Origin of the sequence: Blautia ammoniilytica, assembly GCF_025566965.1 — a bacterium.
GTDB classification, from domain to species: Bacteria; Bacillota; Clostridia; order Lachnospirales; family Lachnospiraceae; genus Blautia_A; species Blautia_A ammoniilytica.
This window is the reverse complement of record NZ_JAOQJL010000029.1, coordinates 26328-49107: the sequence shown is the minus strand read 5'-3', so window position 1 is coordinate 49107 and position 22780 is coordinate 26328. Positions and strand designations below refer to the sequence as shown.

Below are 22780 nucleotides of genomic sequence, written 5' to 3'. Positions count from 1 at the left end.
TATTTCGTCATTTAACGTTTCTGCATTTATCATCTCCATTTATTGTGGATAACTGCTCTCATATTTCAAATTTGAGTTTCGCAATTACCTATTTTGAATTTAAAGATTCTTTACAAACAAAGCTCTTGTTGCATTCAGTACGGCGATCACCATAACTCCCACATCTGCAAAAATTGCCATCCACATATTTGCAATACCGAGAGCACCAAGGAGCAAGCAAATCCCTTTGATACCAAGAGCAAACCAGATATTCTCATAAACGATCCTAAGACACTTTCTGGAAATCCTGATCGCCTTTGAGATTTTCAGAGGGTCATCATCCATCAGCACCACATCCGCTGCTTCAATCGCAGCGTCAGAACCAAGCGCTCCCATGGCAATACCGATGTCGGCTCTGGACAAAACAGGGGCATCATTAATACCATCACCTACAAATGCCAGTTTCTCTTTTTCACCTTTTGTAGAAAGAAGTGCCTCTACTTTAGTTACCTTGTCTGCCGGAAGCAATTCACTGTAAACCTCATTGATTGCCAGCTCGGCTGCAACCTGATCAGCTACTTTCTTAGTGTCTCCGGTAAGTATGACCGTTTTCCTGACTCCAGCCTTTTTCAGCGCCTGGATTGCTTCTTTTGCATGGGGTTTGATAATATCTGCAATGAGGATATGTCCCTCATATTTACCGTCAACGGCCATATGGACAATTGTGCCTACATGATGACAATCTATATATTTAATGCCCAAATGATCCATCAGCTTGGTGTTGCCAGCTGCTACGGATATTCCATCAACCTTGGCAATCACACCATTGCCGCTGATCTCTTCAATATCTGTCACACGGCTTCTGTCTATCGCTTTGCCATAAGCCTTTTTCAGGCTTTTGCTGATCGGATGGGAAGATGCACACTCTGCAAGTGCTGCATACTCCAGAAGCTTGTCATCACTCATGTCACTGTGATGGATGCCTGCAACTTCAAACACACCTTTTGTCATAGTGCCTGTTTTATCAAATACAACGTACTTTGTCTGGGACAATGTTTCAAGATAATTGGATCCTTTTACAAGGATTCCCTGATTACTGGCTCCGCCGATCCCTGCAAAAAAACTTAGCGGAATACTGATCACAAGGGCACACGGACAACTGATTACAAGGAAAGTAAGTGCTCTGTAGATCCAGTCCCCCCACTCCGGAGAAAGGCCCATAACAGCCATCCTTACAATCGGAGGAATGATCACCAGTGCCAGCGCAGAGTAGCATACTGCAGGTGTGTAATATTTGGCAAATTTGGAAATAAAATTCTCAGATCTTGACTTCTTGGAGCTGGAATTCTCTACCAGATCCAGAATCTTGGATACAGTAGACTCACCAAACTCCCTGGTAGTACGGATCTTCAACACACCATTCAGATTGATACATCCGCTGATGATCTCGTCATCACAACCAACCTCTCTTGGAAGGCTCTCTCCTGTAAGTGCACTGGTATTCAGCGTGGATTGGCCTTCTACTACCACACCATCGATAGGCACCTTCTCGCCAGGCTGTACAATTATCACGGTTCCCACTTCTACCTCATCCGGATCTACCTGGCATAGGGTACCATCCTTTTCCACATTGGCATAGTCCGGTCGGATATCCATCAGCTCACTGATATTCTTCCTGCTCTTGCCTACTGCATAGCTCTGGAAAAGTTCTCCAATCTGATAGAAAAGCATAACAGCTACGCCTTCTTTGTAATCCTTCAGGGCGATCGCACCGATGGTTGCCACTGCCATAAGAAAATTCTCATCAAATGCCTGTCTGTTCAAGATCCCTTTCCATGCTTTTTTCAAAATATCATATCCGATCACCAGATAAGGAATCATAAACAAAGCGAACTGCACGTATCCTTCTACCGGAAGTAATGACAGAATAATAATCAGGGCAGTGGAAATAATAATCCTAATGAACATTTTTTTCTGTTTCTTATTCACGATTCATGCCTCCTGTAAATCTGCCTCTCTAAAGCTTAAAGAAAAATCTCGCAATCATCCTCAACTTTCTTGCAGTTCTTCAATACATCCTGCATAACAGCCTTAGGATCCTGGCCATCTTCAAACTCAACGATCATCTTCAGTGTCATAAAGTTTACAGTAGCATCCTTAACTCCTGGGGTATGCTTGGCAGCGTCCTCCATCTTATTTGCACAGTTTGCACAATCAACGTCGATTTTGTAAGTTTTTTTCATGGTCTACTCCTTTTCTACCTTCACCGGCTGCTTACGATCCTGCTTAAGGTCTTTCATAATTTCGTTTTATCATATGAACATTTATTCATATGTTTGATATTATTATAGCACCCTAGACCTTTTTGTCAATAGGGCGCTATAATATTTTTAGACATTTTCAAAGAAATATCCCATAATATTTTCAGGCAAGTGCTTTTCCAAGATCCTGGCAAGCTGCCTGTGCATCATCATCCGGCTCCTCGTTGCAAAGCACAGGATCAGCGACAAGTGATACACCTGCACCTTTTGCATTTTCTTCCCAGGTACGCATCCACTCTCCGTCTCCCCATCCATAGGATCCGAAAAGACCTACTTTTTTACCTGCAAGCTTTGGCTCACACGCCGCATACATCGGTTCAAAAATAGTATCTTCCAGTTCTTCATCTCCCATAGCAGGGCAGCCGAATGCCAGTCCGTCAAACTCCTCCACTTTGTCAGCAGAGAAATCCTCTGCACTAAAAACAGAAACCTCAGCGCCTGCTTCTTTTGCGCCTTCCGCTACTTTATCTGCCATAGTCTCTGTATTGCCAGTTCCGCTCCAGAAAACAACTGCAACTTTACTCATAATATAAATACCCCTTTCATTCATATTAAATTTTATGTTAAGCAAACTTTTCACCAGGTCAGCCCATCATGCACTGGCACCGGCTACTGTCAGCTGCACAACACTTCTTCCATTTTGCCACAGACTGCGGTAAATATCCCTGCACTTCCGGTACTTATGAAACAGCTTCATAGTTTCACATTCATTACAGTATACTTTCCAACAGCCTGCACACTTATAATTCTGTCCGCTGTTTTTGATAAAACCAATCACATCCCCAAGTGGATAATCTAAAAAAATCCCAATTTCATGAGGAAATCCCTCCTGCCCGGAAAACCGTTCCACAAGGCGGTTCAATGCATACCCTGCATCTGTGGATGTATACCCGTACTTTTCCAGAAAACCTGCAACACCGGATTCGTCCAGCTTTTCCTGCAGCTTTTTCTCACGATATACATATACAAGTGCTCGTCGTCCATGATTACGCAAAACCAGAAGCTTAACTCCCTTTGGATTCATCAGGCGATTCCACTGTTTGACTTGTTCAGCCAATTCCTGGTCATCTTCTGTCACTGCATTAAACAGATTGGCCGCCTTTACAGACGCCAGCGTAGGGGAACAATGTTCAATCAGATATCTTTCTATGTTTTCCGCCAAAATGAATCCTCCTTCTTGTATTCATTTAATGATAGGTAATTAGTCATTTGTAATACATATAAGTTGCATCTAACCGTCATTTAAAAAAATAAGGCCATCACCTATTGGTAGTTAGTATTTGCTAACCACATAGATAGATTACTTTATCTATGCTTTTTTGTCAATAGATGATGACTCCCTTATTTGTATAATAATTCTCATTATGATGTCAGTGACTGGTACAGTGAATATTAAGTAACCGCCATATTGACTTACCTGATTTTCACTGTACTAGTTCGTCTTCATAATAACCACATTTTCGCCCATACAGACCTCTATTTATTCCGGGAGAAGATTCTTCATACTCCTCATCCCAATCAGCAATGTGGAGGTATTATGAAGAAGTGCTGAAGTAGTAGGCTGCAGGATACCAGCCACCCCCAGGATGATCAGTCCTGTATTAAAGCCTACAATGGTTCTGTAGTTGCATCTGATTCTCTTCATTAGTTCATCACTAATGTATTTCAGCGCAAGAAGGCTATACAGATCATCAATACCAATGGTAATATCTGCCACTTCTCTTGCGATCTGTGCACCTTCACTGACAGCTATACCTGCGTCAGCCGCCGAAAGTGCAGGCGAATCATTGATGCCATCTCCAAGCATCACTACCTTACGTCCTGCGGCTTTTTCCTTGTCTACGAATCTGGCTTTATCTCCAGGAAGGACTTCTGAATAATATTCATCTACCCCAACCCTTTTGGCAACTGCAGCTGCTGTACGCTCACTATCCCCGGTCATCATCACCACCTTGGTAAATCCGGCGTCTTTCAGCCTGCGGATCACCTCCGGTGCTTCCTCCCGCAGCGGATCCTCAATGCAGATCACTGCAGCCAGTTCACCGTCTATAGCAAGGTAAAGGTGGGAATACTCTTCTGGAATCTGTTCAAACTTCTCTTCCATTCCCTGCGGGATCTTGCATTTCTCATCCTCAAATACAAAATGAGAGCTTCCGATCACAGTTTTGTGATCGTTTACAAATGTGGAAATGCCATGGGCCACAATATACTCTACCTTGGAATGCATCTCCTCATGGTCAAGACCTTTCTGCTTTGCAGCATTTACTACAGCTTTTGCCATGGAATGAGGGAAATGCTCTTCCATACAGGCAGCCAGGCGAAGCATTTCATCTTCACTGTGTCTGCCAAAAGAAATCACCTTTGCTACGGTTGGTTTTGCCTTGGTAAGAGTGCCTGTCTTGTCAAATACAATGGTATCTGCTTCAGCTACAGCCTCCAGGAATTTGCCTCCCTTAACTGTGATCTTGTACCGGTTAGCCTCGCGGATCGCAGACAATACGGAAATAGGCATTGCCAGCTTCAAGGCGCATGAAAAATCAACCATCAGCACTGCAAGTGCCTTTGTAGCATTTCTTGTGAGAAGATACACCAGACCCGTGCCGCCAAGAGTATATGGAACCAGACGGTCTGCCAGATGTTCTGCTTTGCTCTCCAGTCCGGATTTCAGTTTCTCGGTATCTTCGATCATAGCAGCGATCTTTTCATACCGGCTGCTGCCTCCTACTGAGGAAACAGTAAAGACCACTTCTCCTTCTTCTACAACTGTGCCTGCATACACGGTGTTGCCAGATACACGACGTACTGGTACAGACTCACCTGTAAGAGAAGCCTGGTTCACCATAGCCTCACCTTCAAGGACTGTACCATCAAACGGGATCACATTGCCCATATGCACAACCACACAGTCACCTGGCTTTATCACATCTGCATCAGTTAGTACTTCCTGTTCATCTTCTGTGCGCAGCCATACCTTGCCCACATTCAGGGACATGGTACGAGCCAGATCGCCTACTGATTTCTTATGGGTCCACTCCTCCAGCAGTTCACCTACTCCCAAAAGGAACATTACAGAACCGGCAGTTCCAAAATCTCCCCGGATCATAGAAACACTGATAGCAGTCGCATCCAGTACCGGTACCTCGATCTTGCGCTGCCATAAAGTCTTCAGGCCTTTCCAGATATATTTTGCAGATACCACACCTGTATAGATGGCTGAAAATGGCATTGGAAGCATAAACTTTCTTGCATAATGAAAGATCACTTTATTAACAAGTTTCTCTTTATACTGTTCATTTAATTCCCTGCCGGAGCTATCCAGCACAGCTGTCGGAACCTTCACATTCTCATAGCGGAAGCACTGTAGCTTGCGAAGAAGCTCCTTCCTGTCACCCTTGTAACTGATGGTGGCATCACAGGTTTTATCATAAACATTTGCCGTTATCACTCCGTCAGTATTTTCCAGATAATACTGCAGGATATCTGCCTGCTGATAAGTCATCCGTTTCTGGAAAATATGGATCCTGATTCTTCCCCGGATCTCATGTTTAATATTAAAACGCATCTTTATTCTGCCTCTTTGAATGTATCCTCTTCTGTTTTATCCTCTTCTGCCTTGACTTCCTGGTCTGTCTTTACTTCCTCGTCTGTAGTATCCTCAAAAGTCTCCTCAGCAGCAGCACGGTCTTCGTTGATCTGCTTTGCCCCCTCATAAATGTCACCGCAGTTTTCCTGAACTGTAGTAACTGTCTTCATAACGCAATCCTTTGCGCGAAGAACAGCTGCTGTGCAGTTGGTATACAGCTTCTTTGCGTCCTTACTGGACAGTGCTTTGATGCCTGCCGTGCCAAATAAAACTCCTGCTGCAAATAATCCTGATTTTTTCCAGTTCAAATCTGCCATAATAGATTCCTCCTTATATTTTGCAGTCAGATAATCTCTGCTGCTTTTCTTCCTTTATAAAAGTTTAAAAGTCATTATAGCATTCGTATTTTTGCTTGTCCAGAAACTTTTTCTTAATCGAGAAACATTCTCAATTATTTAATATTCTCACAGCCAAGAGGTAAAATGCATTCCCATATCCTGTAATTACCCTGCCTGCTTTCAGGCTTCGCATTTGCAAGCCTTCATTTCAATACTGGCGATTTCCTGTTCCTTTATATATCCGCATTCTTTCATGCCTGCCTTCATTACTTCCCGCCACATTCCGGGAGAAAGCCTGCATATTGTATCGTCACTTAATTTCACATAACAGGATTTTTCCTCACAACAGATACTGCAGTCTGCGATCTTATACATGTTTTTCCGGCTGATGGCTCCAATATTCTCAAGTACGTTCACCATACGGTAAATCGTTGCAGGACCAATATTCTTGTCTTTTTTCTGAACTTTAAAATAAATCTCTTTACAGCAGGAGCACTCCTCTTCCAGAATAATATCCAGGATCGTCCTTCGTTGCCTGGTGATCCTGCAACCTTGCTCACGAAGTTTCTGGATCACCATGGTTTTCTGCATTTTTGTCCGCTCATATGACTGAGACTCCCTTACCACTTCTTCCTTTCGTTCTCCCACCAAAACTCACCTCCTTTTGCTCTTGGCTGATGCAGTAACAGCCTGCACCCTGTTGGATGCAGGCTGTAAAAGTGCCTGTCTTTATCAGGCTTTTACACTTACTTTTAATGTATTGCTCTCTTTGTATGGTCTGAATAACAGATAAATAAAGCATGCAACCAGTATGAAAGCAACCACTGTGCCAATACCGAAAGTTCCAGTAGTGATCAGTGTACCGATCTGATAGATACAAAGTGAAACCACATAAGCAAGACCGCACTGATATCCGATTGCAAACCAGAACCATTTTTTGTTGTTCATCTCTCTCTTGATGGCGCCCATTGCTGCGAAGCAAGGTGCACAAAGAAGGTTGAATACCAGGAATCCATATGCTGCGATAGGTGTCATAACCTGTGCCAGGTTACCCCAGATCTCAGCGCCGTCTTCTGCAACTTCAGCAAAGCCAAACAGCATACCAAAGGTAGCTACTACGTTTTCTTTTGCGATCAGACCAGTTACAGCAGCAACAGCCATCTTCCAGCCTTCGCCGGCTTTTGTCCAGCCCAAAGGTCCAAAGATCCAGGCAATTGCAGAACCGATCTTTGCAAGGATACTGTTGTTCAGTTCCTCGACCATTCCAAAGGAACCGCCTTCCCATCCAAAGCCCATTAAGAACCACAGAACGATGGTTGAAAGAAGGATGATCGTACCGGCCTTTTTGATAAAGGACCAGCCTCTCTCCCACATGCTTCTTAAAATATTTCCGGCGGTTGGCCAATGGTATGCAGGAAGCTCCATAACGAATGGTGCCGGATCACCTGCAAACATCTTTGTTTTCTTTAAGATAATACCAGAGCAGATGATTGCCGCAATGCCTACAAAGTAGCAACTTGTAGCCACCCATCCACTGTTGCCGAAGAATGCGCCTGCGATCATGGCGATGATCGGAAGCTTTGCGCCACAAGGAACAAAGGTAGTTGTCATGATAGTCATCTTACGGTCTCTGTCATTCTCGATGGTACGGGAAGCCATAACACCAGGAACACCACATCCGGATGCGATCAGCATAGGAATGAATGATTTACCGGACAGACCGAATTTGCGGAAGATTCTGTCCATAATAAATGCAACACGGGCCATGTAACCACAGGACTCAAGGAATGCAAGGAAGAAGAACAGAACCAGCATCTGCGGTACGAAACCAAGTACAGCGCCAACACCAGCAACAATACCATCCAGGATCAGTCCCTGCAGCCATGCAGCACAGTGAACAGCCTCCAGTGCAGATTCAATCGCAGGAGGGATGATCTCGCCAAAGAGAACATCATTTGTCCAGTCCGTTACAATCGTACCAACCGTAGTTACTGATACATAATAAACAACAAACATTACAACTGCAAAGATTGGAAGTGCAAGCCAGCGGTTTGTCACGATACGGTCAATCTTGTCAGATGTTGTAAGTTTCTTTCCTTTTGCGGATTTTGAATAGCACTGTCCGATAATGGAAGAAATGTATACATAACGTTCATTGGTGATAATACTCTCTGTATCATCATCAAATTTATCTTCAAGAGCCTTAACCTCAATAGATACATCCGGCACGCTTTTCATCTGTTCTGTGATCTTGCTGTCTTTCTCCAGAAGCTTGATAGCAAAGAAACGCTTCTGCTCCTCAGCAACAATACCTGTAAGCTTTGTCTCAACAGTCTTGATCACATCCTCAACTTCCTGAGCAAACTCATGAACAGGTGTTACGCTGCTTTTCTTCTGGGCTGCCGCAATAGCTCTTTCAGCAGCTTTACTGATGCCAGTTCCCTTTAAAGCAGAAATCTCAACTACCTCACAGCCAAGCTTTTTGCTTAATTTGTCAATATAGATTTTATTCCCTGTCTTCTGAACCAGATCCATCATGTTGACAGCCATAACTACCGGAATGCCAAGCTCCATGATCTGAGTGGACAGATACAGGTTTCTTTCCAGGTTTGTACCATCAACGATATTGATGATTGCATCCGGTCTTTCATTGATCAGGTAATTTCTGGCAACTACTTCCTCCAGTGTATATGGGGAAAGGGAATAAATACCAGGAAGGTCCATAATGATCACATCTTTGTGTCCTTTTAAACGACCTTCTTTTTTCTCAACGGTTACGCCAGGCCAGTTACCAACAAACTGGTTAGATCCTGTCAACGCATTGAACAATGTTGTTTTGCCGCAGTTCGGGTTGCCTGCAAGCGCAATCTTAATCGACATTTTCATGCCTCCTCTTTCTTTCCTGATTTAATTTCGTTTTAAGCTTCTTCCATTTGTTAGAATATACAGTTGTTAATTAGCAATCACTAACAGCCGTGTAAAAAAAATCATTCCACTTCGATCATCTCAGCATCCGCTTTTCTTAAGGACAGCTCATAATCTCTCACTGTTACTTCCACCGGATCTCCAAGGGGTGCAACTTTTCTCACATAAATCCCTACGCCCTTTGTGATTCCCATGTCCATAATACGCCTTTTTACAGGCCCTTCGCCGTGGAGCCTTTTAACAGTAACTGTCTGGCCAACGGCAACTTGACGTAATGTTTTCATAACAAACTCCTTTTCATGAAAATATGTAACTTTTTATTAATTCACAATCCCCGACAGACTCTCATGTCTGTCGGAGGCTGAAAATCTCCAAGGATATAAGATGCTGTTTACACCATAATCTTATTGGCCATGTCCTTACCAATCGCCACACGTGAATCTTTTACATTTACGATCAGATTACCGTCATTCTCAGAAACAACGGTCACTGTACCTCCTACAACAAAGCCAAGGTTTTCCAGGAATTTGCGTATCTCTTCTTTTCCACCGACTTTCCGGATCACGTTCGGCTCCCCTTCATTAACCATAGACAAAGGCATCATTACACTCTCCCTTCACATTGTCATAGCTATATCTATTAAATATTGTTTCTCACTTACGTTAATTAGTATATTCTAATATCTTTTAGTAGTCAACTACTTTTTTTATTTTTTTCTCACAATGATTAGCAGCATTTATCTCAATCAAAAAAGGCTGCCGCAAACGAATGCGACAGTCCTTAGTAAATCATTTTACTATTTTAAAAAGCTTATTTAATCCTTGCAACACCACTCTTGATGGCAGCTTCTGCAGTTGCCTTTGCAACCGCATCTTTTACCCTTGGATCAAAAGCAGCCGGAAGGATGTAATCCGGATTCAATTCTTCATCACTTACCAGTCCTGCAATAGCATAGGCTGCAGCGATCTTCATCTCATCATTGATATCAGATGCACGTACATCCAGTGCTCCACGGAAAATACCAGGGAAGCAAAGTACGTTATTTACCTGATTAGGATAGTCGGATCTTCCTGTGGAAACCACAGCTGCACCTGCTGCCTTCGCTTCATCCGGGAAGATCTCTGGTGTAGGGTTAGCACATGCAAAAATGATCGGATCCTTTGCCATGGTACGTACCATATCCTGAGTAAGTGTTCCCGGAGCAGATACACCGATAAATACATCTGCGCCTTTGATCACCTCTGCAAGAGTACCTTTTTCATGAGCTTTATTTGTGATCTTAGCCATTTCTTCCTTGATTGGATTCAGACCCTCTCTGCCCTCATAGATAGCACCTTTACGGTCAGTCATGATCACATTCTTAAGACCCATGGAGATCAAAAGCCTGATAATAGCAATACCTGCTGCACCGGCACCTGATGTAACGATCTTAATATCTTCCATCTTTTTGCCAACTACTTTCAGTGCATTGATCACACCAGCCAAAGTGATCACTGCAGTTCCATGCTGGTCATCATGAAAAATTGGAATATCACAGCACTCTTTCAGCTTCTTCTCGATCTCAAAGCATCTTGGTGCAGAAATATCCTCAAGGTTTACACCGCCAAAGCTGCCTGCCAGAAGGCGTACAGTCTCAACAATATCATCCACATTCTTGCTGCGTACACATAATGGAATGGCATCTACATCGCCAAAAGCCTTAAACAGAACACATTTACCTTCCATAACCGGCATACCAGCCTCTGGTCCGATATCTCCAAGCCCTAAAACTGCGGTACCATCTGTCACAACAGCAACCGTATTCCAGCGTCTGGTCAGCTCATAGCTTTTATTAATATCCTTCTGGATCTCCAGACAAGGCTGTGCTACCCCTGGTGTATAGGCAAGACTTAATGCATCCTTGGAGTCTACTGCTGCGCGGCATTTGATCTCCAGCTTTCCTTTCAGGTCATAGTGCATCTTCAACGATTCTTTCGCATAATCCATTTCATTCATCCCTCTCTTTTATTTAATCAAACGACAGTAAATGATCCACCGGCTATCCCCACTTATGCCGGTGTTCCGCAGATCAATCCAGTTCTTTGCCAGTAAGCATCTTATAGCTCTGCAGATATTTCTGAATAGTCTTATCCACGATCTCCTGGGGCAAAGTCCAGTTGTTGTCCGGATTTGCCTTCAGCCAGTCACGGGCAAACTGCTTGTCAAAGGACGGCTGTCCATGTCCCGGTTCATATACATCTGCAGGCCAGAAACGGGAACTGTCAGGTGTAAGCATTTCATCGCCAATGGTAATATTGCCATTCTCATCAAGCCCGAACTCAAACTTGGTATCTGCAATGATGATCCCTTTTTCCAGTGCATACTCTGCACATTTCTTATAAAGTGCAATGGTCAGGTCGCGGAGTTTCTCTGCATACTCCTTACCTTTGCCAGGATAATATTTCTCCAGATGATCAATACTCTGCTCAAAAGAAATATTCTCATCATGATCACCGATCTCAGCTTTTGTAGACGGTGTATAAATAGGCTCTGGCAGCTTGTCAGACTCTTTCAGTCCTTCCGGCAGGCTGATCCCGCAAACCTTGCCGTTCTCCTTATAGCTTGCCCAGCCGCTTCCTGTAATATAACCCCGGACAATGCACTCCAATGGAAGCATTTCCAGCTTCTTGCACATCATGCTCTTACCATCATATTTCTCCTGTCTGAAAAATTCAGGCATATCCTTCACATCTGTAGAGATCATGTGATTTGGAAGAATATCCTTGGTAAGGTCAAACCAGAATTTGGACATCTGAGTAAGCACCTTGCCCTTATTGGTAACTTCATTATTGAGGATTACATCAAAACAACTGATACGGTCTGTGGCAACCATGATCAGGCTGTCTCCATTGTCGTAGATCTCACGTACTTTACCTTCTTTGATTGGCTTCATTTCCTGCATTTTTTTACACCTCGTCAGCTTCCGTAGTTAATTCATTCAACGGGATAAAGGTAACACTATTCCCCCGTTCCTGTCAAGCCAAACAAAGGCTTATTTCTTTCACTCTCATTTTTATTTTTTCCACAATCTGGAAAAGAACCCTTTCTTTTCATAAGGCATCTTGGTCATCCCCTTAAACTCATAACCGGTTTCCTTGATCACAGCTTTCAGCTTTTCCTCCGGAATGTCCTCTTCCGTAAGGATCACGGTTTCTCCTTTTGTATGAAAAGATGTAACCTTTTTCACAGGAAAAGCCCTGCGGATAGAATCATTGACATGGGACTCACACATCCCACACTGCATACCGTCGATTTTAATAGTAATCTGTATCATATTCTTTTCTCTTTTCTGTTTAATTTATTCCACATTCTTTAATGCCTGTTCCATAGGGATCTTCTTTATTTTCCTGTATTGCATGGCAGCTACAAAACCATAAACACCAAGCCCCATTGCTACCATTTTCGGATAGATCACAGGATCCAGATACAATGTCAGCCACCCACTGAAATCCATCATGATCACCTTATAAATGGCAGTCATGATCCAGGAAGCAGCTGCCAGACTGAGAATTATGGAAAATATAACCACCCAGGTAGTTGATGTAAGATACAGACTTATGATCTCTTTATTCTCATAACCCAGGATCTTTACCATGGATATGGATGCACTGTTTTTCTCTATGATCAGTTTTGTCAACAGATAGATCAGGATTGCAAAAAGTATAACAGCAAATATATTGACCAGGTAGAACATACTTCCCATGGACACAGTCAGCTGTCTGGATACCTTAGTCAGATCATCCTCTGTAATGGTTGTGGCAATATACTGTTCATCAATATCTTTAATTTCTTCATTTGAGAAGTATCCGTTAAAATAATCCTCTGCCTTGTCAAAGGTATTCCTGTACTCCTGGATAGGCATGAACACTGCCAGTGCAGCCGGATAATCATAGGTTCCTGCCACTTTAAAGATATAGGTATCGTCTGCATAAGGCTCTTTTAATGTTAATTCATCCCCGATATGGATATTGTATTTTTCAGCCAATCCGTCAGACAGATATACCCCTTCATCCTTAAAATCAAGGTCTACATACTGGCTGTCGTCCTGGATACCGTATACGGTAATGCTCTCTCCATCATGATTCTTCGGCATGTTTTTCAGGGAATAAACACAGAATTTCTCTGCCCCTTCTGTTTTTGTTTCCAGGGACGGAGTCAGGATTTTCTGCAGAACACCCATCAATGTAAGCTTATTTTCTTCCGAGTCTGTTTCCTCTTCTTTCTCTTCTTCATCCTCTGGTACGTTTAACATATACTGATACTTTGCAATCATGTTATTCACGATCTTCTTCTGATAATTTGACAGAAGCGGAGTCATCATCATGCCGAACAAAAGCAGGATATTGGCAAACAGAATTCCGATAAACAGGGTAATATAGCCTGATTTATTCTGTAAGATAATACGGATACGAAACCGGTTCATAAAACTGAATGCCGGCAGGCGTACTGCCTTTTTCTTTTTGGATCTGCTTAAATCCCTGCGAAGAAATTTAAGCGGTGAGAGAGTCAGTTTTCGGTAGATCAGCATAATATTGATCACCAGCATCAGCACAATAGGCACTACTGTGGTAAGCACAAAGGCCTTTCCATTCCACCGTGTCACATAAGTAGGAAGGCTGTAGCTTCCGTAATACATATCTGCACAGATATCTTTTAAATAAGTATATCCTAATATATTCCCGATCACTGCAGCTGCCAGCGTTACAAGAATAGGCAGTGCAATATAATGTTTCAGCAGCTCTCCTCTGGTATATCCGGATGCTCTTAAAGTACCGATCACAGAAGCCTCTTTCGTGATCGTATTATTAGTAGTGACAGCAAATACAAAGGCCATGATCACGATCAGGATATACAGCAGAACCTCCATCATAGTCTGGTCACCGCCAATGTCATCCCCTGCAAAATGGATCGCCTGATTAGAATACTGCGGGATATAATCTGTAAGAGAAACATTTCTGGCAAGGGCCTTCATAAAATCCTCAGACATATTTTTTTCTTCTGTTTCGTTCTTCGGTGCCTTATCATACTGCCAGGAATACCGATAAGAAAGATGAGTGGTTCCCAGGCTGTCAAAGCCGGAATCTGTCATAATAGCAACCCCGAACTTTACAGCATCAAACATCATATCGCTGTTATCAGAAAAAAGGCAGCTGTAATCGGACAAAGCCACCAGTCCCGTGATCTTTATATCCTTATCGGCGATCTTTATGGAATCCCCTACAGACAGATGGTTATTATCTGCATACATACGATCAATGGCGATCTCATTCTCTGCCTCCGGAAGCTCTCCCTTCATCACACAGATCAGATTCATGCCTGTCCGGTTCTTGTAGATCCGCATCGTTCCATCTGCCTTCCCATCAGAATCTGCATCCGCATCTTCTTCTACAAAGAAGCTTTCTTCAATCCTGACGCCTTCCTTTTCCAACCTTTCCAGTTGTGCCTGGGAAGCCTTTGAAGACAGTGTAAAATTTCCATCTTCTATATTATATTTTTCAAAGCTTTCATCGTAGGCAGCTGACATACTGGAGCCGGCTACCAGAAATCCTGACACAAATCCAATGGTCAGTGTCATAAAAAGAAAGATCACCAGGTATTTCCCCAGATCTGCCTTTAATTCTTTTGGAAGACGTTTCAATAATGGATTTTTCATCGTTTCACCGCCTTACCAGTCAAGATCTTCCGCAGAGATCTTGGTTTCATTCACATAGTTTTTCCGGATCTGGCCGTCCCTGAGCTTGATCACGCGGTCTGCCATATTCTTAATGGCATCATTATGTGTTACCATGATCACCGTATTGCCATATTTCTGGTTCACCTCCTGGATCAGCTTCAGGATCTCCTTGGACGTATTATAATCCAGGGCACCGGTGGGCTCGTCACAAAGCAGGATATCCGGATTTTTTACAATAGCTCTTCCAATAGCAGTCCTTTGCTGCTGTCCACCGGAAAGCTGATTGGGCAGCTTGTGTCTATGTTCATAAAGCCCCAGTGTTTTCAGAAGATCATCGATATCCAGTGCCTTATCACTTAAGTAGGCCCCTACCTCCACATTTTCCTTTACATTCAGGTTCGGGATCAGATTGTACATCTGAAACACATAACCCAGATGCTTTCTTCTGTATTTTGTAAGGGTCTTTTCATTCATATCTGCAGTCTTTTCGCCTTCAATAGAAATATACCCCTCATCTGCATCATCGATTCCACCGATGATATTCAACAGTGTTGACTTTCCTGATCCGGATGGCCCAAGCAACACACAGATTTCCCCTTTTGCAACAGAAAAATCAATTCCGCGAAGAACCTCTGTCCTGCTCTCTCCATCTCCATAGCTTTTTTTCAGATTATGTATTTCCAAAAACATAACTTCTTTTTCTTCCCTTTGGGAATCTCCTTCCTCCTTTTTTGTTAGTATTATCTAACTCCAATTATTCTACTGCTTTTCTCCCCAAAAGGAAATGGCACCAATTGAGTTATTTTTCTCAATTAGTGCCATTTTTCTTTAGAATTTATAAATCTGATCGGAATTATATCGGTTAGGGGAATTAGGTACACCCATTTTATTTCCCATGTTATCCCAGTATCCGCCATTGATCAGAACCCAACAATGAGTCATAGGCAGCTCAATCACATAAGGCTTGTATCCCAGTTCCTTTGCAAGTGCTGCAAATGCATTAGCGAACCCGTAGCAGTTGCCGCACATGGTATCCAGAAGGTCGTAGGCACAGTATTTTGGCCAGTTCTTCTGACTGGTAATAGGAAATTTATTTGACTGGAAACGGATCGTATTCAGGTAATACCAGCACTGCCTTAGCTTTGTATTGGTTGAAGCAGAAGGCGTAGTCACTTTATTAATTACTTCCATACATTTGATCTTCAGCCTGGTATTAATATCATCCCTGGCATATCCGTTCCTGGTGAACCGGATCTCCCCAACGGTCCTGCCGGCTGCACATTTACCATTCCTGTAGGAATAATACAGCTTTCCCTTTACCACATGCCAGCCGGTCACAGGGGTTCCTGATGGCTTCACATAATAGTATGCATTCTTTACCTTCTTAATGGCATTACGCCTTGGTGCCAAAAGCTGGCCCTTTTCGTTGAAAATATAGTAGGTACCCTTAATCTGTACAGATCCGGTTGCTGCATTGCCATTATTTCCAAAGTAATATTTCCGACCATGGATCTTCTTCCATACCCGGCGTACCTTCTGGCCTTTTACATAATAGCAATAATTCCTGCCTTCCCGAACCAGGCCCTGTTTTTTCTGAACTAAGACCGGTGCTGCATCCGCCTCATTCTGAACAGTTCCTTCCTGAACCTGTGCCTGCACTGGCAGACCGGCAGATGCCCACACAGACGCTGCAGCCAGAAGCCTTCACGATCTGTGTCTGTGCAATTTCCTGCCCGGAAAGGGCTTCACCGCCCTTTCCGGATGCAAGCATGGCTGCCAGTACAACTGCCGCTGGTGCAAGCTTTCCCCAATGACTGTATTTATTACTCATATTATTTTACTGTCACCTTAAATTTCTTAGATACACCATTGCATTTTACTGTAATGGTTGCTTTTCCTTTTTTGATGCCTTTTACAACACCCTTGGATGTAACGGTTGCGATCTTCTTATTGCTGGAAGTGTATGTAATCCTACCGGTAATATTTGTAGTTGCTTTGATAGAAGTTTTTCCTTTTACCTTGATCACTGCTGAAGACTTCTTCAGCTTCAGCTTCTCATTTACATAAACAGTTACTTTTGTCTTATAGTTACCGCACTTAACAGTGATCACTGCTTTACCTGTTTTCTTCGCTGTAACTTTACCCTTGGAATTAACAGCAGCAACCTTTTTGTTGCTTGATTTATAAGTTACTTTTCCGCTGATGCCTGTAAGTACCGGTACGATAGTTGCAGACTTTTTCGCTTTCAGGTTAAGCACAGCTTTCTTAACAGTAAGAGAAGGTTTCACCTCCGGTGCCGGTGCCTTTGTTGGCTCTACGGAAGGTGTTGGCGTTACGGTTGGTTCTGCAGAAGGCGTTGGTGTGGCAGTTGGCTGCACCGGCACTGCAGTAGGTACAGGTGCCTTTACAAGTGCTGCGATTGCTGCATTCAAGTGCTGGATCCCTTCATTTAATACTGGTGCCTTTGGTTTTGCTTTTTTAAGTGCATCTTTCAGTTCGCCTAATTCTGTCTGCATAGCAGCCCAGGACTCTGCGGTATAGTCACTTTCTTTCAGTGCTTCTGCTGCATTTACTGCAGATGTTGCGGATGCAATTTCCTCTTCTGTAGCATTGGCCATAGCCTTAACTATATTTTCCTCTGCTGCATTAACAGTAACCTGTGTATCTGCATATCCAAGTGCATAAACGGTAATCACCCATTTTCCGGTTCCGTCTGTTCCTTCCGGAAGCTGGCAGCGAAGAGAATTTGTCAGTCCAAGCTGGATTCCGTTTATTTTGTGCATCCAGTTATCTGCTGCGAATTTTGTTCCATAAGATACGAGAACCGTTTCACCTGTGCCATAGTAATCCCAGCGTACTGCCTGCATATGTGCACCCAGATCACCATAATTGCCGGTAAGGTCAACTCTTAAAAATTCTCCGTAGCTTCCATCTGCCGGTTTTACAGTTACGACCAGTCCATCCGCTGTCTTTAACGCCTGATCCTGAAGCCCGGACTCTGTACCTGCATTGTTTCTTGCACTGAATGCAAAGCTTCCGTTCTCCTGTAATACAGCTGTCTTTAAACCATTTGTATTCTCAGTAACAGTTGCAGTTGCAGTGTAAGCACTCAGCTTCATTTCTCCGTAGCCGCCGCTCATGGCTGCGCCATTCTCTACGATCTTGCTTCCGTAAGCCGCTTTAAAAGCTTCCAGATCCTCATTATTGACTTTTACAGGCACATATTTCAGACCATATACATCATACTCTTTCAGGATATGTGAACCCTCAGCATCTGTGATAACGCCTCTTTTATAACCGACAGAGCTTCCGTCTGTAAGGTTCATGGTGCCGCCGTCTGCACTCCAGCTTTGAACCGGGAATGTTTTTCCGTCTGTTGTATAAATAACTGTAGTACACTGGAAGCTTCCTCTGTGAAGTCCATGATTCACAGTAGCTCTTGTAACTGTATCAAATGCACCTTTGTCATGTTCATCCCTATCGTCAGTCTCAGCATTTGCCTCTGTGCTTCCTGCCATGTATACACCTTCGTTTGCCCAATACTCAGACCAGGTAAGGCCTACATACATATAGCTCCATTCATCTGATTCAGACCTTACGGCTGTAGTGGTAAGATCAGCATAATCATCACTGGTTACCTTTACGGTGTACTCTTTGCCAGCCTGTGCCACCTTCTCATCTGCAAATGTTACTGCCGCGGATCCGTCCTCACCGACTGTAACTGCTGTTTCCTCTGCCATGTAGGTAGTCTTGGAATTTTTTCCGGAGCCTGTTACATAATAAACAGAAACCATTGGATTTTTGAATTTATCAAGACCTGTTACTTTTACAGTGTTCTTATTTTCAAAAGTTGCTGTAACAGCTTCTTTCATAGCATCTGTAGCCTGTTTCTTTACATAGATGCCATCGGCAAAAGAGTATACGTATCTACCTTCCGGAATAATATAGGTAATCTCTGTAATCGTTTCTCCCTGAAGACCTGCATCTTTGGAAAATGCCAGTTCATATGGCTTTACCCAGATTTCCTGCAAATGGCGAAGGCCTACTGTCTTACCACTCTTTGTTTTCAGGATCACACCCTGTACATTGGCAGCTACCGCAAAATCTCCCTCTTTGGAATTGCGGAGATATTTTGTGCTTGTCTCATTGACCTTGATCACATAATCTCCCCTGCGTGAAGAGGTTTTTAGTGTTGCTGTTGCATCCGTTACCTTTGTCTGCGCTGCATCTGCTATATGCCAATTTCCGTATGTGCCGCTAGAGCTTAATGCTTTATATTGAGCCACTTCATCTGAAGGGCTTTCATTCAATACAATCCCTGCCGCTTTTGCATATACACCGTCAGCGGGAAGTTCCCCTGCTGCTTCAAGAATCTTTGCCTCTACATAGTCCTTATCCCAAACCTTAACACTTACATTTTTTACACCATTGATCTTATATCCATTTTCATCAGGTGTGGTTGCATCTGCATTTGCGAAAAGCTGATTCTTTTTCGTTGTTGCCGAAGTTACTGAATCATAAACCGTGGAGTCAAATGACCCTGTTTTATAAAAATCTGTATAGCTTAAAGTTGTCTTACCATAATAATAACGCCATGAAAATAAAGAAGTGTTGCTTTCATCTACTTTATAGTAAACGTTTGAATCACCAATCTTATTGTATCCTGTGGGAGCAGCGGAGCCATCTGCAACCTTTGTCCATGGATAGGTATAACCGGCAACCTGAACCTCACCTCCATCAGCAACATCCTCTGCCTCTAAAGTATCGGTTTCTGCAGTCTCTTCTTCAGATGTAAATAAAGAGTCCTCCTCAGAAGTTGCATCCTCTGTTACCTCTTCAGGCACATCTGCAGTGTCCTCCGGCACCTCTTCTACGCTGGCATCCGTTGATGCTTCTTCTGCCAAATCATCCTCTGACACTTCTTCTGCGGAAACATCCTCTGTTTCTACAACGGTACCATCACCAAATGCATCTGCTGCCAGGATTGTGGTTGGCATGCTGGTTGCTGCCACTGCCAGACTTAAGAAAACCGGTGCTGTTTTTTTCAATACATTCCACTTATGCATAACCTCTCTCCTCTCTGAGTTTATAATTTTTCATCTATAGATATCCCGTCCAAAAATGTTTTGGGAATCATCTATCATTTCTTAAATCGGTCTGTAATTCTTTTACTGTGTAGCTGTCCTTTAAAAGACGAAACCGTTCTTTCATCCCATCGGTCATAGTCACATGATGGTCTTCATCTACAAAAAGTGCTTCTGCATTGTATTTTTCCAGAAGTGACTGTGACTTTTCCATGCCCAGTATAAAACAGGCTGTGGAAAGGCCGTCTGCTGCCACTGCATCATCACACACAACGGTTACAGAACACACACCGTTATTTGCAGGATATCCTGTTTCAGGATCCAGAATGTGATGATATCTGACCCCGTCTTCCATAAAGTACTTTTCATAATCGCCGGATGTGGAAAGAAATTCTCCACCGTCAAGGGCAACTGCTCCCAGATAATCCCCTTCTGTATCCCTCGGGTCCGTGATAGCGATCTGCCATTTACTCCCATCTGGCTTTGTACCGTAAGTCAGCACGCTGCTTCCTCCAAGATTCACAAGTCCGGCCGTGATCTTTTGCTGCTTCTGCAGATAATCTGTAATCTCTGCACAGCCGATTCCTTTTCCCACTGCCCCAAGATCCAGAGTACAGCCTTCATCTAAAGTGATCTTATTTCCTTCCATATGAACTTTCTCATAACCGGTTAGTGCCAGAAGCTTTTTCAGTTCATTTTCATCCGGAATGTGAGGATTTTCGCCGCCAATATCCCACAAACGGATCACCTTTCCAAGAGTAGGATCCAATGCACCGTTACTGTTTTCACTTAACTGCATTACTTTTTCCAGATAAGAAGCCAGCTGAACCGGTACTTCCATGGTCTGCCCTTCACTTGCGTTGATCCTGGCGATCATAGAATCTTCCTGAGTCCAGGAAAGCCAATCGCTTTCTATCTTCCGAAGCAGGGTGCCAATCTCTCCGGTCACATCTTCCCCGGTGGTGTAAATACTTTCTGTAACTACCGTATCCATGGCCAGATCTGTTGCTGTATATAATTCAGGCTCTGCGGCACATGCAGCCTGGCAGAGGGCGATCGTCCCGGCTGCACATACTGCCGCAAGCAAGAATTTTCCATATGGATTTGCTTTTCGGTTTATTTCTTTTTTATTTATTTCTTTTTTTATTTGTCTCTTTCTCATTTATTTCTTTCTCATTTATTTCTTTCTCATTTGTTTCTGATCTATCTATTAGTATCATCTAACCGTGCTTAGTTAGTATAATATTGTATAGAAAAAAATGTCAATTCTTTTCTATCAGTCTTATCTAACTTTTTTTATCATTTAGAACATCCGTAAGTTTGTTCTAACCATCAGACATAGAATTACCCTCGACTCATGCTTTAGTTCCATGCCATCATAGTATTTTACAAATATTAACATCCCTTATGCATCGCCTGTATGAATGTTCTGCTTGGGACAAATAGCCTGGCAGGCATGACAGCAGATGCATTCCCCTGATCTGGACGTATCACCGTCAATATCCAGATGAGCAGGACATCTTTTTTTACAGGCTCCACATTTCTGGGGACAGTTCTCCCTATCTCTTTTCAGAAGTGCTCCGGGCACAATGGGAAGAATAGCAAAAACAGCTCCCATAGGACAAAAGAACTGGCAGAAGAACCGTTCCTGGGTACACATTCCTATCATGATCAGAACAAGAAGGAGGACTCCGACCTTATAAGACGCTCCCGGCAGTCTTCCTGCACGAAGCATGGAAAATGCATCCCAGGGACTGGTACCCTGAAACTTTCCGTATGTTCCGGTGGCACAGGCCAGCAAAATAGTTGCCAGGATCACATATTTGATCTTCTGCATAAAATAAACCGCTTTTTCCGGATAAGCCGGTTTCTTTTTCCTGTGCAGGACTTTGATCCAGAACCAGGAAAAGGTCTCATATAAAGCATCCCCAAGACTTCCAAAAGCACAGGCATAACCACAGAAATGACGCCCGAATAAAATCGTTACAAGCACCAGGATCCCTGTGATATCAAGAAAAGAATTCCATTCTACCGGTGTTCCCTGCGAAACGGAATCGAAGATGGATCTGACTCCTGCAAATGCAGTAGAAAAAAGAGAAGGCGCCAGGATAAAGAACAAAAGCTGTATCCCAGTCCTGATCAGCCGAATTTTTCTTATTCGCTTTTTCATTGATTTTCCGCCTTTCCCAGGGCATCCTCTACTGCCATCAAAATACCGGTAGAGCTGAAAGTAGCACCGGATACAGTATCTACATCTGTGCTCTGAGCTTCCAGGATGCGGTCAATCACTGCTTTTCCCTGCGAAAGATACGCACTGTCTTCTTTCTCTGCACTGACTACCTGAATATCGGTTAAGGTATCATCCGCAATGGTAATCTGTACCTGGATATTGCCGCCAAATCCCTGACCATCTCCTGTATAGGTTCCATCCTTATATACCTGATCTGCTGTGTCTGTGCTGTCTGCATTTTCTTCGCTTTTTGTCGTTTCTGTTTTCTGCTTTTCGCTTTCTGCCTTTGCCTTCTCCTGTGCATCAAAGTTTTCCTGAAGTGCTGTAAGGATTTCCTGCTGCTGCTTTTCCAGTGCATCTATCCGCTTGATCAGCTCCTCATTCTGCGTCTGATATTCCTTTTCCTGGGTTCTTGAATTATAAAAAAGGACTGCACCAATGATCACCACCAGGCAAAGAACCCGCATATAGAAATTTTGATTTTTCATAAATCTGTTTGCTCCTTTTGCTATTTACCTGTTATGTTTCCAACTTGTGAATTGTATCATCTTTCATTTTATATGTCCATAACTTTTGTTATATATGTCTAATTTATATTTTAGCATTC

General features: G+C 43.2%; 21 protein-coding genes. All 21 read right to left on the bottom strand.

Features of this window, described 5'->3' with window-relative positions; translation table 11 throughout:
• Positions 1–99 precede the first annotated feature (99 nt).
• The 21 genes from OCV61_RS13450 to OCV61_RS13350 all read right to left on the bottom strand — a co-directional run bounded on the left by OCV61_RS13450 (position 100) and on the right by OCV61_RS13350 (position 22661).
• A complete protein-coding gene (locus OCV61_RS13450; RefSeq protein ID WP_158422224.1) occupies positions 100–1968 on the bottom strand; it encodes a heavy metal translocating P-type ATPase in 1869 nt (622 codons plus the stop codon).
• Positions 1969–2003: 35 nt separating this feature from the next.
• A complete protein-coding gene (locus tag OCV61_RS13445) occupies positions 2004–2222 on the bottom strand; it encodes a cation transporter (RefSeq protein WP_158422223.1) in 219 nt (72 codons plus the stop codon).
• A gap of 181 nt (positions 2223–2403) precedes the next feature.
• Positions 2404–2826: a flavodoxin gene (locus tag OCV61_RS13440; protein ID WP_158422222.1), complete on the bottom strand. Its 423-nt coding sequence runs from the start codon at positions 2824–2826 to the stop codon at positions 2404–2406.
• Between the two features lie 66 nt (positions 2827–2892).
• The gene (locus OCV61_RS13435; RefSeq protein ID WP_262583003.1) at positions 2893–3462 is read right to left on the bottom strand and encodes a DUF3793 family protein; all 570 of its coding nucleotides are present in this window, start codon (positions 3460–3462) and stop codon (positions 2893–2895) included.
• Between the two features lie 318 nt (positions 3463–3780).
• A complete protein-coding gene (locus tag OCV61_RS13430; protein ID WP_158422221.1) occupies positions 3781–5862 on the bottom strand; it encodes a heavy metal translocating P-type ATPase in 2082 nt (693 codons plus the stop codon).
• A gap of 2 nt (positions 5863–5864) precedes the next feature.
• Positions 5865–6200 (bottom strand): DUF6110 family protein, encoded by a 336-nt coding sequence (locus tag OCV61_RS13425; protein WP_158422220.1) that lies wholly within the window; start codon positions 6198–6200, stop codon positions 5865–5867.
• Positions 6201–6401: 201 nt separating this feature from the next.
• On the bottom strand, positions 6402–6869 hold the full coding sequence (locus tag OCV61_RS13420) for a transcriptional repressor (RefSeq protein ID WP_317258466.1): 468 nt from the start codon (positions 6867–6869) through the stop codon (positions 6402–6404).
• Positions 6870–6953: 84 nt separating this feature from the next.
• Positions 6954–9101, bottom strand: coding sequence for a ferrous iron transport protein B (gene feoB, locus OCV61_RS13415; protein WP_158422219.1), 2148 nt, complete (start codon positions 9099–9101; stop codon positions 6954–6956).
• 107 nt (positions 9102–9208) lie between these two features.
• Entirely contained in the window at positions 9209–9430 is a 222-nt protein-coding gene (locus tag OCV61_RS13410; protein ID WP_158422218.1) for a FeoA family protein, read from the bottom strand.
• A gap of 107 nt (positions 9431–9537) precedes the next feature.
• A complete protein-coding gene (locus OCV61_RS13405) occupies positions 9538–9750 on the bottom strand; it encodes a FeoA family protein (protein WP_158422217.1) in 213 nt (70 codons plus the stop codon).
• 206 nt (positions 9751–9956) lie between these two features.
• Complete coding sequence (locus OCV61_RS13400; protein WP_158422216.1) at positions 9957–11132, bottom strand: NAD(P)-dependent malic enzyme; 1176 nt, start codon at positions 11130–11132, stop codon at positions 9957–9959.
• A gap of 82 nt (positions 11133–11214) precedes the next feature.
• Complete coding sequence (locus tag OCV61_RS13395) at positions 11215–12087, bottom strand: phosphoribosylaminoimidazolesuccinocarboxamide synthase (protein WP_262582998.1); 873 nt, start codon at positions 12085–12087, stop codon at positions 11215–11217.
• 111 nt (positions 12088–12198) lie between these two features.
• Positions 12199–12459, bottom strand: coding sequence for a heavy-metal-associated domain-containing protein (locus OCV61_RS13390; RefSeq protein WP_158422214.1), 261 nt, complete (start codon positions 12457–12459; stop codon positions 12199–12201).
• A 24-nt stretch (positions 12460–12483) separates the two neighbouring features.
• The gene (locus OCV61_RS13385; protein WP_158422213.1) at positions 12484–14838 is read right to left on the bottom strand and encodes an ABC transporter permease; all 2355 of its coding nucleotides are present in this window, start codon (positions 14836–14838) and stop codon (positions 12484–12486) included.
• Between the two features lie 12 nt (positions 14839–14850).
• On the bottom strand, positions 14851–15549 hold the full coding sequence (locus tag OCV61_RS13380) for an ABC transporter ATP-binding protein (RefSeq protein WP_158422212.1): 699 nt from the start codon (positions 15547–15549) through the stop codon (positions 14851–14853).
• Between the two features lie 138 nt (positions 15550–15687).
• Positions 15688–16518: a transglutaminase domain-containing protein gene (locus OCV61_RS13375; RefSeq protein ID WP_158422211.1), complete on the bottom strand. Its 831-nt coding sequence runs from the start codon at positions 16516–16518 to the stop codon at positions 15688–15690.
• The gene (locus OCV61_RS13370; protein WP_158422210.1) at positions 16481–16690 is read right to left on the bottom strand and encodes a hypothetical protein; all 210 of its coding nucleotides are present in this window, start codon (positions 16688–16690) and stop codon (positions 16481–16483) included. The genes OCV61_RS13375 and OCV61_RS13370 overlap by 38 nt, the downstream gene beginning before the upstream one ends.
• Position 16691: 1 nt before the next feature.
• Positions 16692–19925, bottom strand: a complete 3234-nt coding sequence (locus tag OCV61_RS13365) for a penicillin-binding Tp47 domain A-containing protein (protein WP_158422209.1) — start codon at positions 19923–19925, stop codon at positions 16692–16694.
• A 67-nt stretch (positions 19926–19992) separates the two neighbouring features.
• Positions 19993–21105, bottom strand: a complete 1113-nt coding sequence (locus OCV61_RS13360; protein WP_158422208.1) for an FAD:protein FMN transferase — start codon at positions 21103–21105, stop codon at positions 19993–19995.
• Positions 21106–21348: 243 nt separating this feature from the next.
• Positions 21349–22113, bottom strand: coding sequence for a 4Fe-4S binding protein (locus OCV61_RS13355; RefSeq protein ID WP_158422207.1), 765 nt, complete (start codon positions 22111–22113; stop codon positions 21349–21351).
• Complete coding sequence (locus tag OCV61_RS13350; protein ID WP_158422206.1) at positions 22110–22661, bottom strand: FMN-binding protein; 552 nt, start codon at positions 22659–22661, stop codon at positions 22110–22112. Before OCV61_RS13350 ends, OCV61_RS13355 begins: the two co-directional genes overlap by 4 nt.
• Positions 22662–22780: the final 119 nt, after the last annotated feature.

Coding starts and splice junctions, on each gene's coding strand:
- OCV61_RS13425 (WP_158422220.1), bottom strand. CDS start 6,200: ATGGCAGATTTGAACTGGAAAAAATCAGGATTATTTGCAGCAGGAGTT.
- OCV61_RS13405 (WP_158422217.1), bottom strand. CDS start 9,750: ATGATGCCTTTGTCTATGGTTAATGAAGGGGAGCCGAACGTGATCCGG.
- feoB (WP_158422219.1), bottom strand. CDS start 9,101: ATGTCGATTAAGATTGCGCTTGCAGGCAACCCGAACTGCGGCAAAACA.
- OCV61_RS13365 (WP_158422209.1), bottom strand. CDS start 19,925: ATGCATAAGTGGAATGTATTGAAAAAAACAGCACCGGTTTTCTTAAGT.
- OCV61_RS13380 (WP_158422212.1), bottom strand. CDS start 15,549: ATGTTTTTGGAAATACATAATCTGAAAAAAAGCTATGGAGATGGAGAG.
- OCV61_RS13440 (WP_158422222.1), bottom strand. CDS start 2,826: ATGAGTAAAGTTGCAGTTGTTTTCTGGAGCGGAACTGGCAATACAGAG.
- OCV61_RS13355 (WP_158422207.1), bottom strand. CDS start 22,113: ATGAAAAAGCGAATAAGAAAAATTCGGCTGATCAGGACTGGGATACAG.
- OCV61_RS13390 (WP_158422214.1), bottom strand. CDS start 12,459: ATGATACAGATTACTATTAAAATCGACGGTATGCAGTGTGGGATGTGT.
- OCV61_RS13445 (WP_158422223.1), bottom strand. CDS start 2,222: ATGAAAAAAACTTACAAAATCGACGTTGATTGTGCAAACTGTGCAAAT.
- OCV61_RS13395 (WP_262582998.1), bottom strand. CDS start 12,087: ATGCAGGAAATGAAGCCAATCAAAGAAGGTAAAGTACGTGAGATCTAC.
- OCV61_RS13400 (WP_158422216.1), bottom strand. CDS start 11,132: ATGGATTATGCGAAAGAATCGTTGAAGATGCACTATGACCTGAAAGGA.
- OCV61_RS13430 (WP_158422221.1), bottom strand. CDS start 5,862: ATGCGTTTTAATATTAAACATGAGATCCGGGGAAGAATCAGGATCCAT.
- OCV61_RS13385 (WP_158422213.1), bottom strand. CDS start 14,838: ATGAAAAATCCATTATTGAAACGTCTTCCAAAAGAATTAAAGGCAGAT.
- OCV61_RS13360 (WP_158422208.1), bottom strand. CDS start 21,105: ATGAGAAAGAGACAAATAAAAAAAGAAATAAATAAAAAAGAAATAAAC.
- OCV61_RS13370 (WP_158422210.1), bottom strand. CDS start 16,690: ATGAGTAATAAATACAGTCATTGGGGAAAGCTTGCACCAGCGGCAGTT.
- OCV61_RS13410 (WP_158422218.1), bottom strand. CDS start 9,430: ATGAAAACATTACGTCAAGTTGCCGTTGGCCAGACAGTTACTGTTAAA.
- OCV61_RS13350 (WP_158422206.1), bottom strand. CDS start 22,661: ATGAAAAATCAAAATTTCTATATGCGGGTTCTTTGCCTGGTGGTGATC.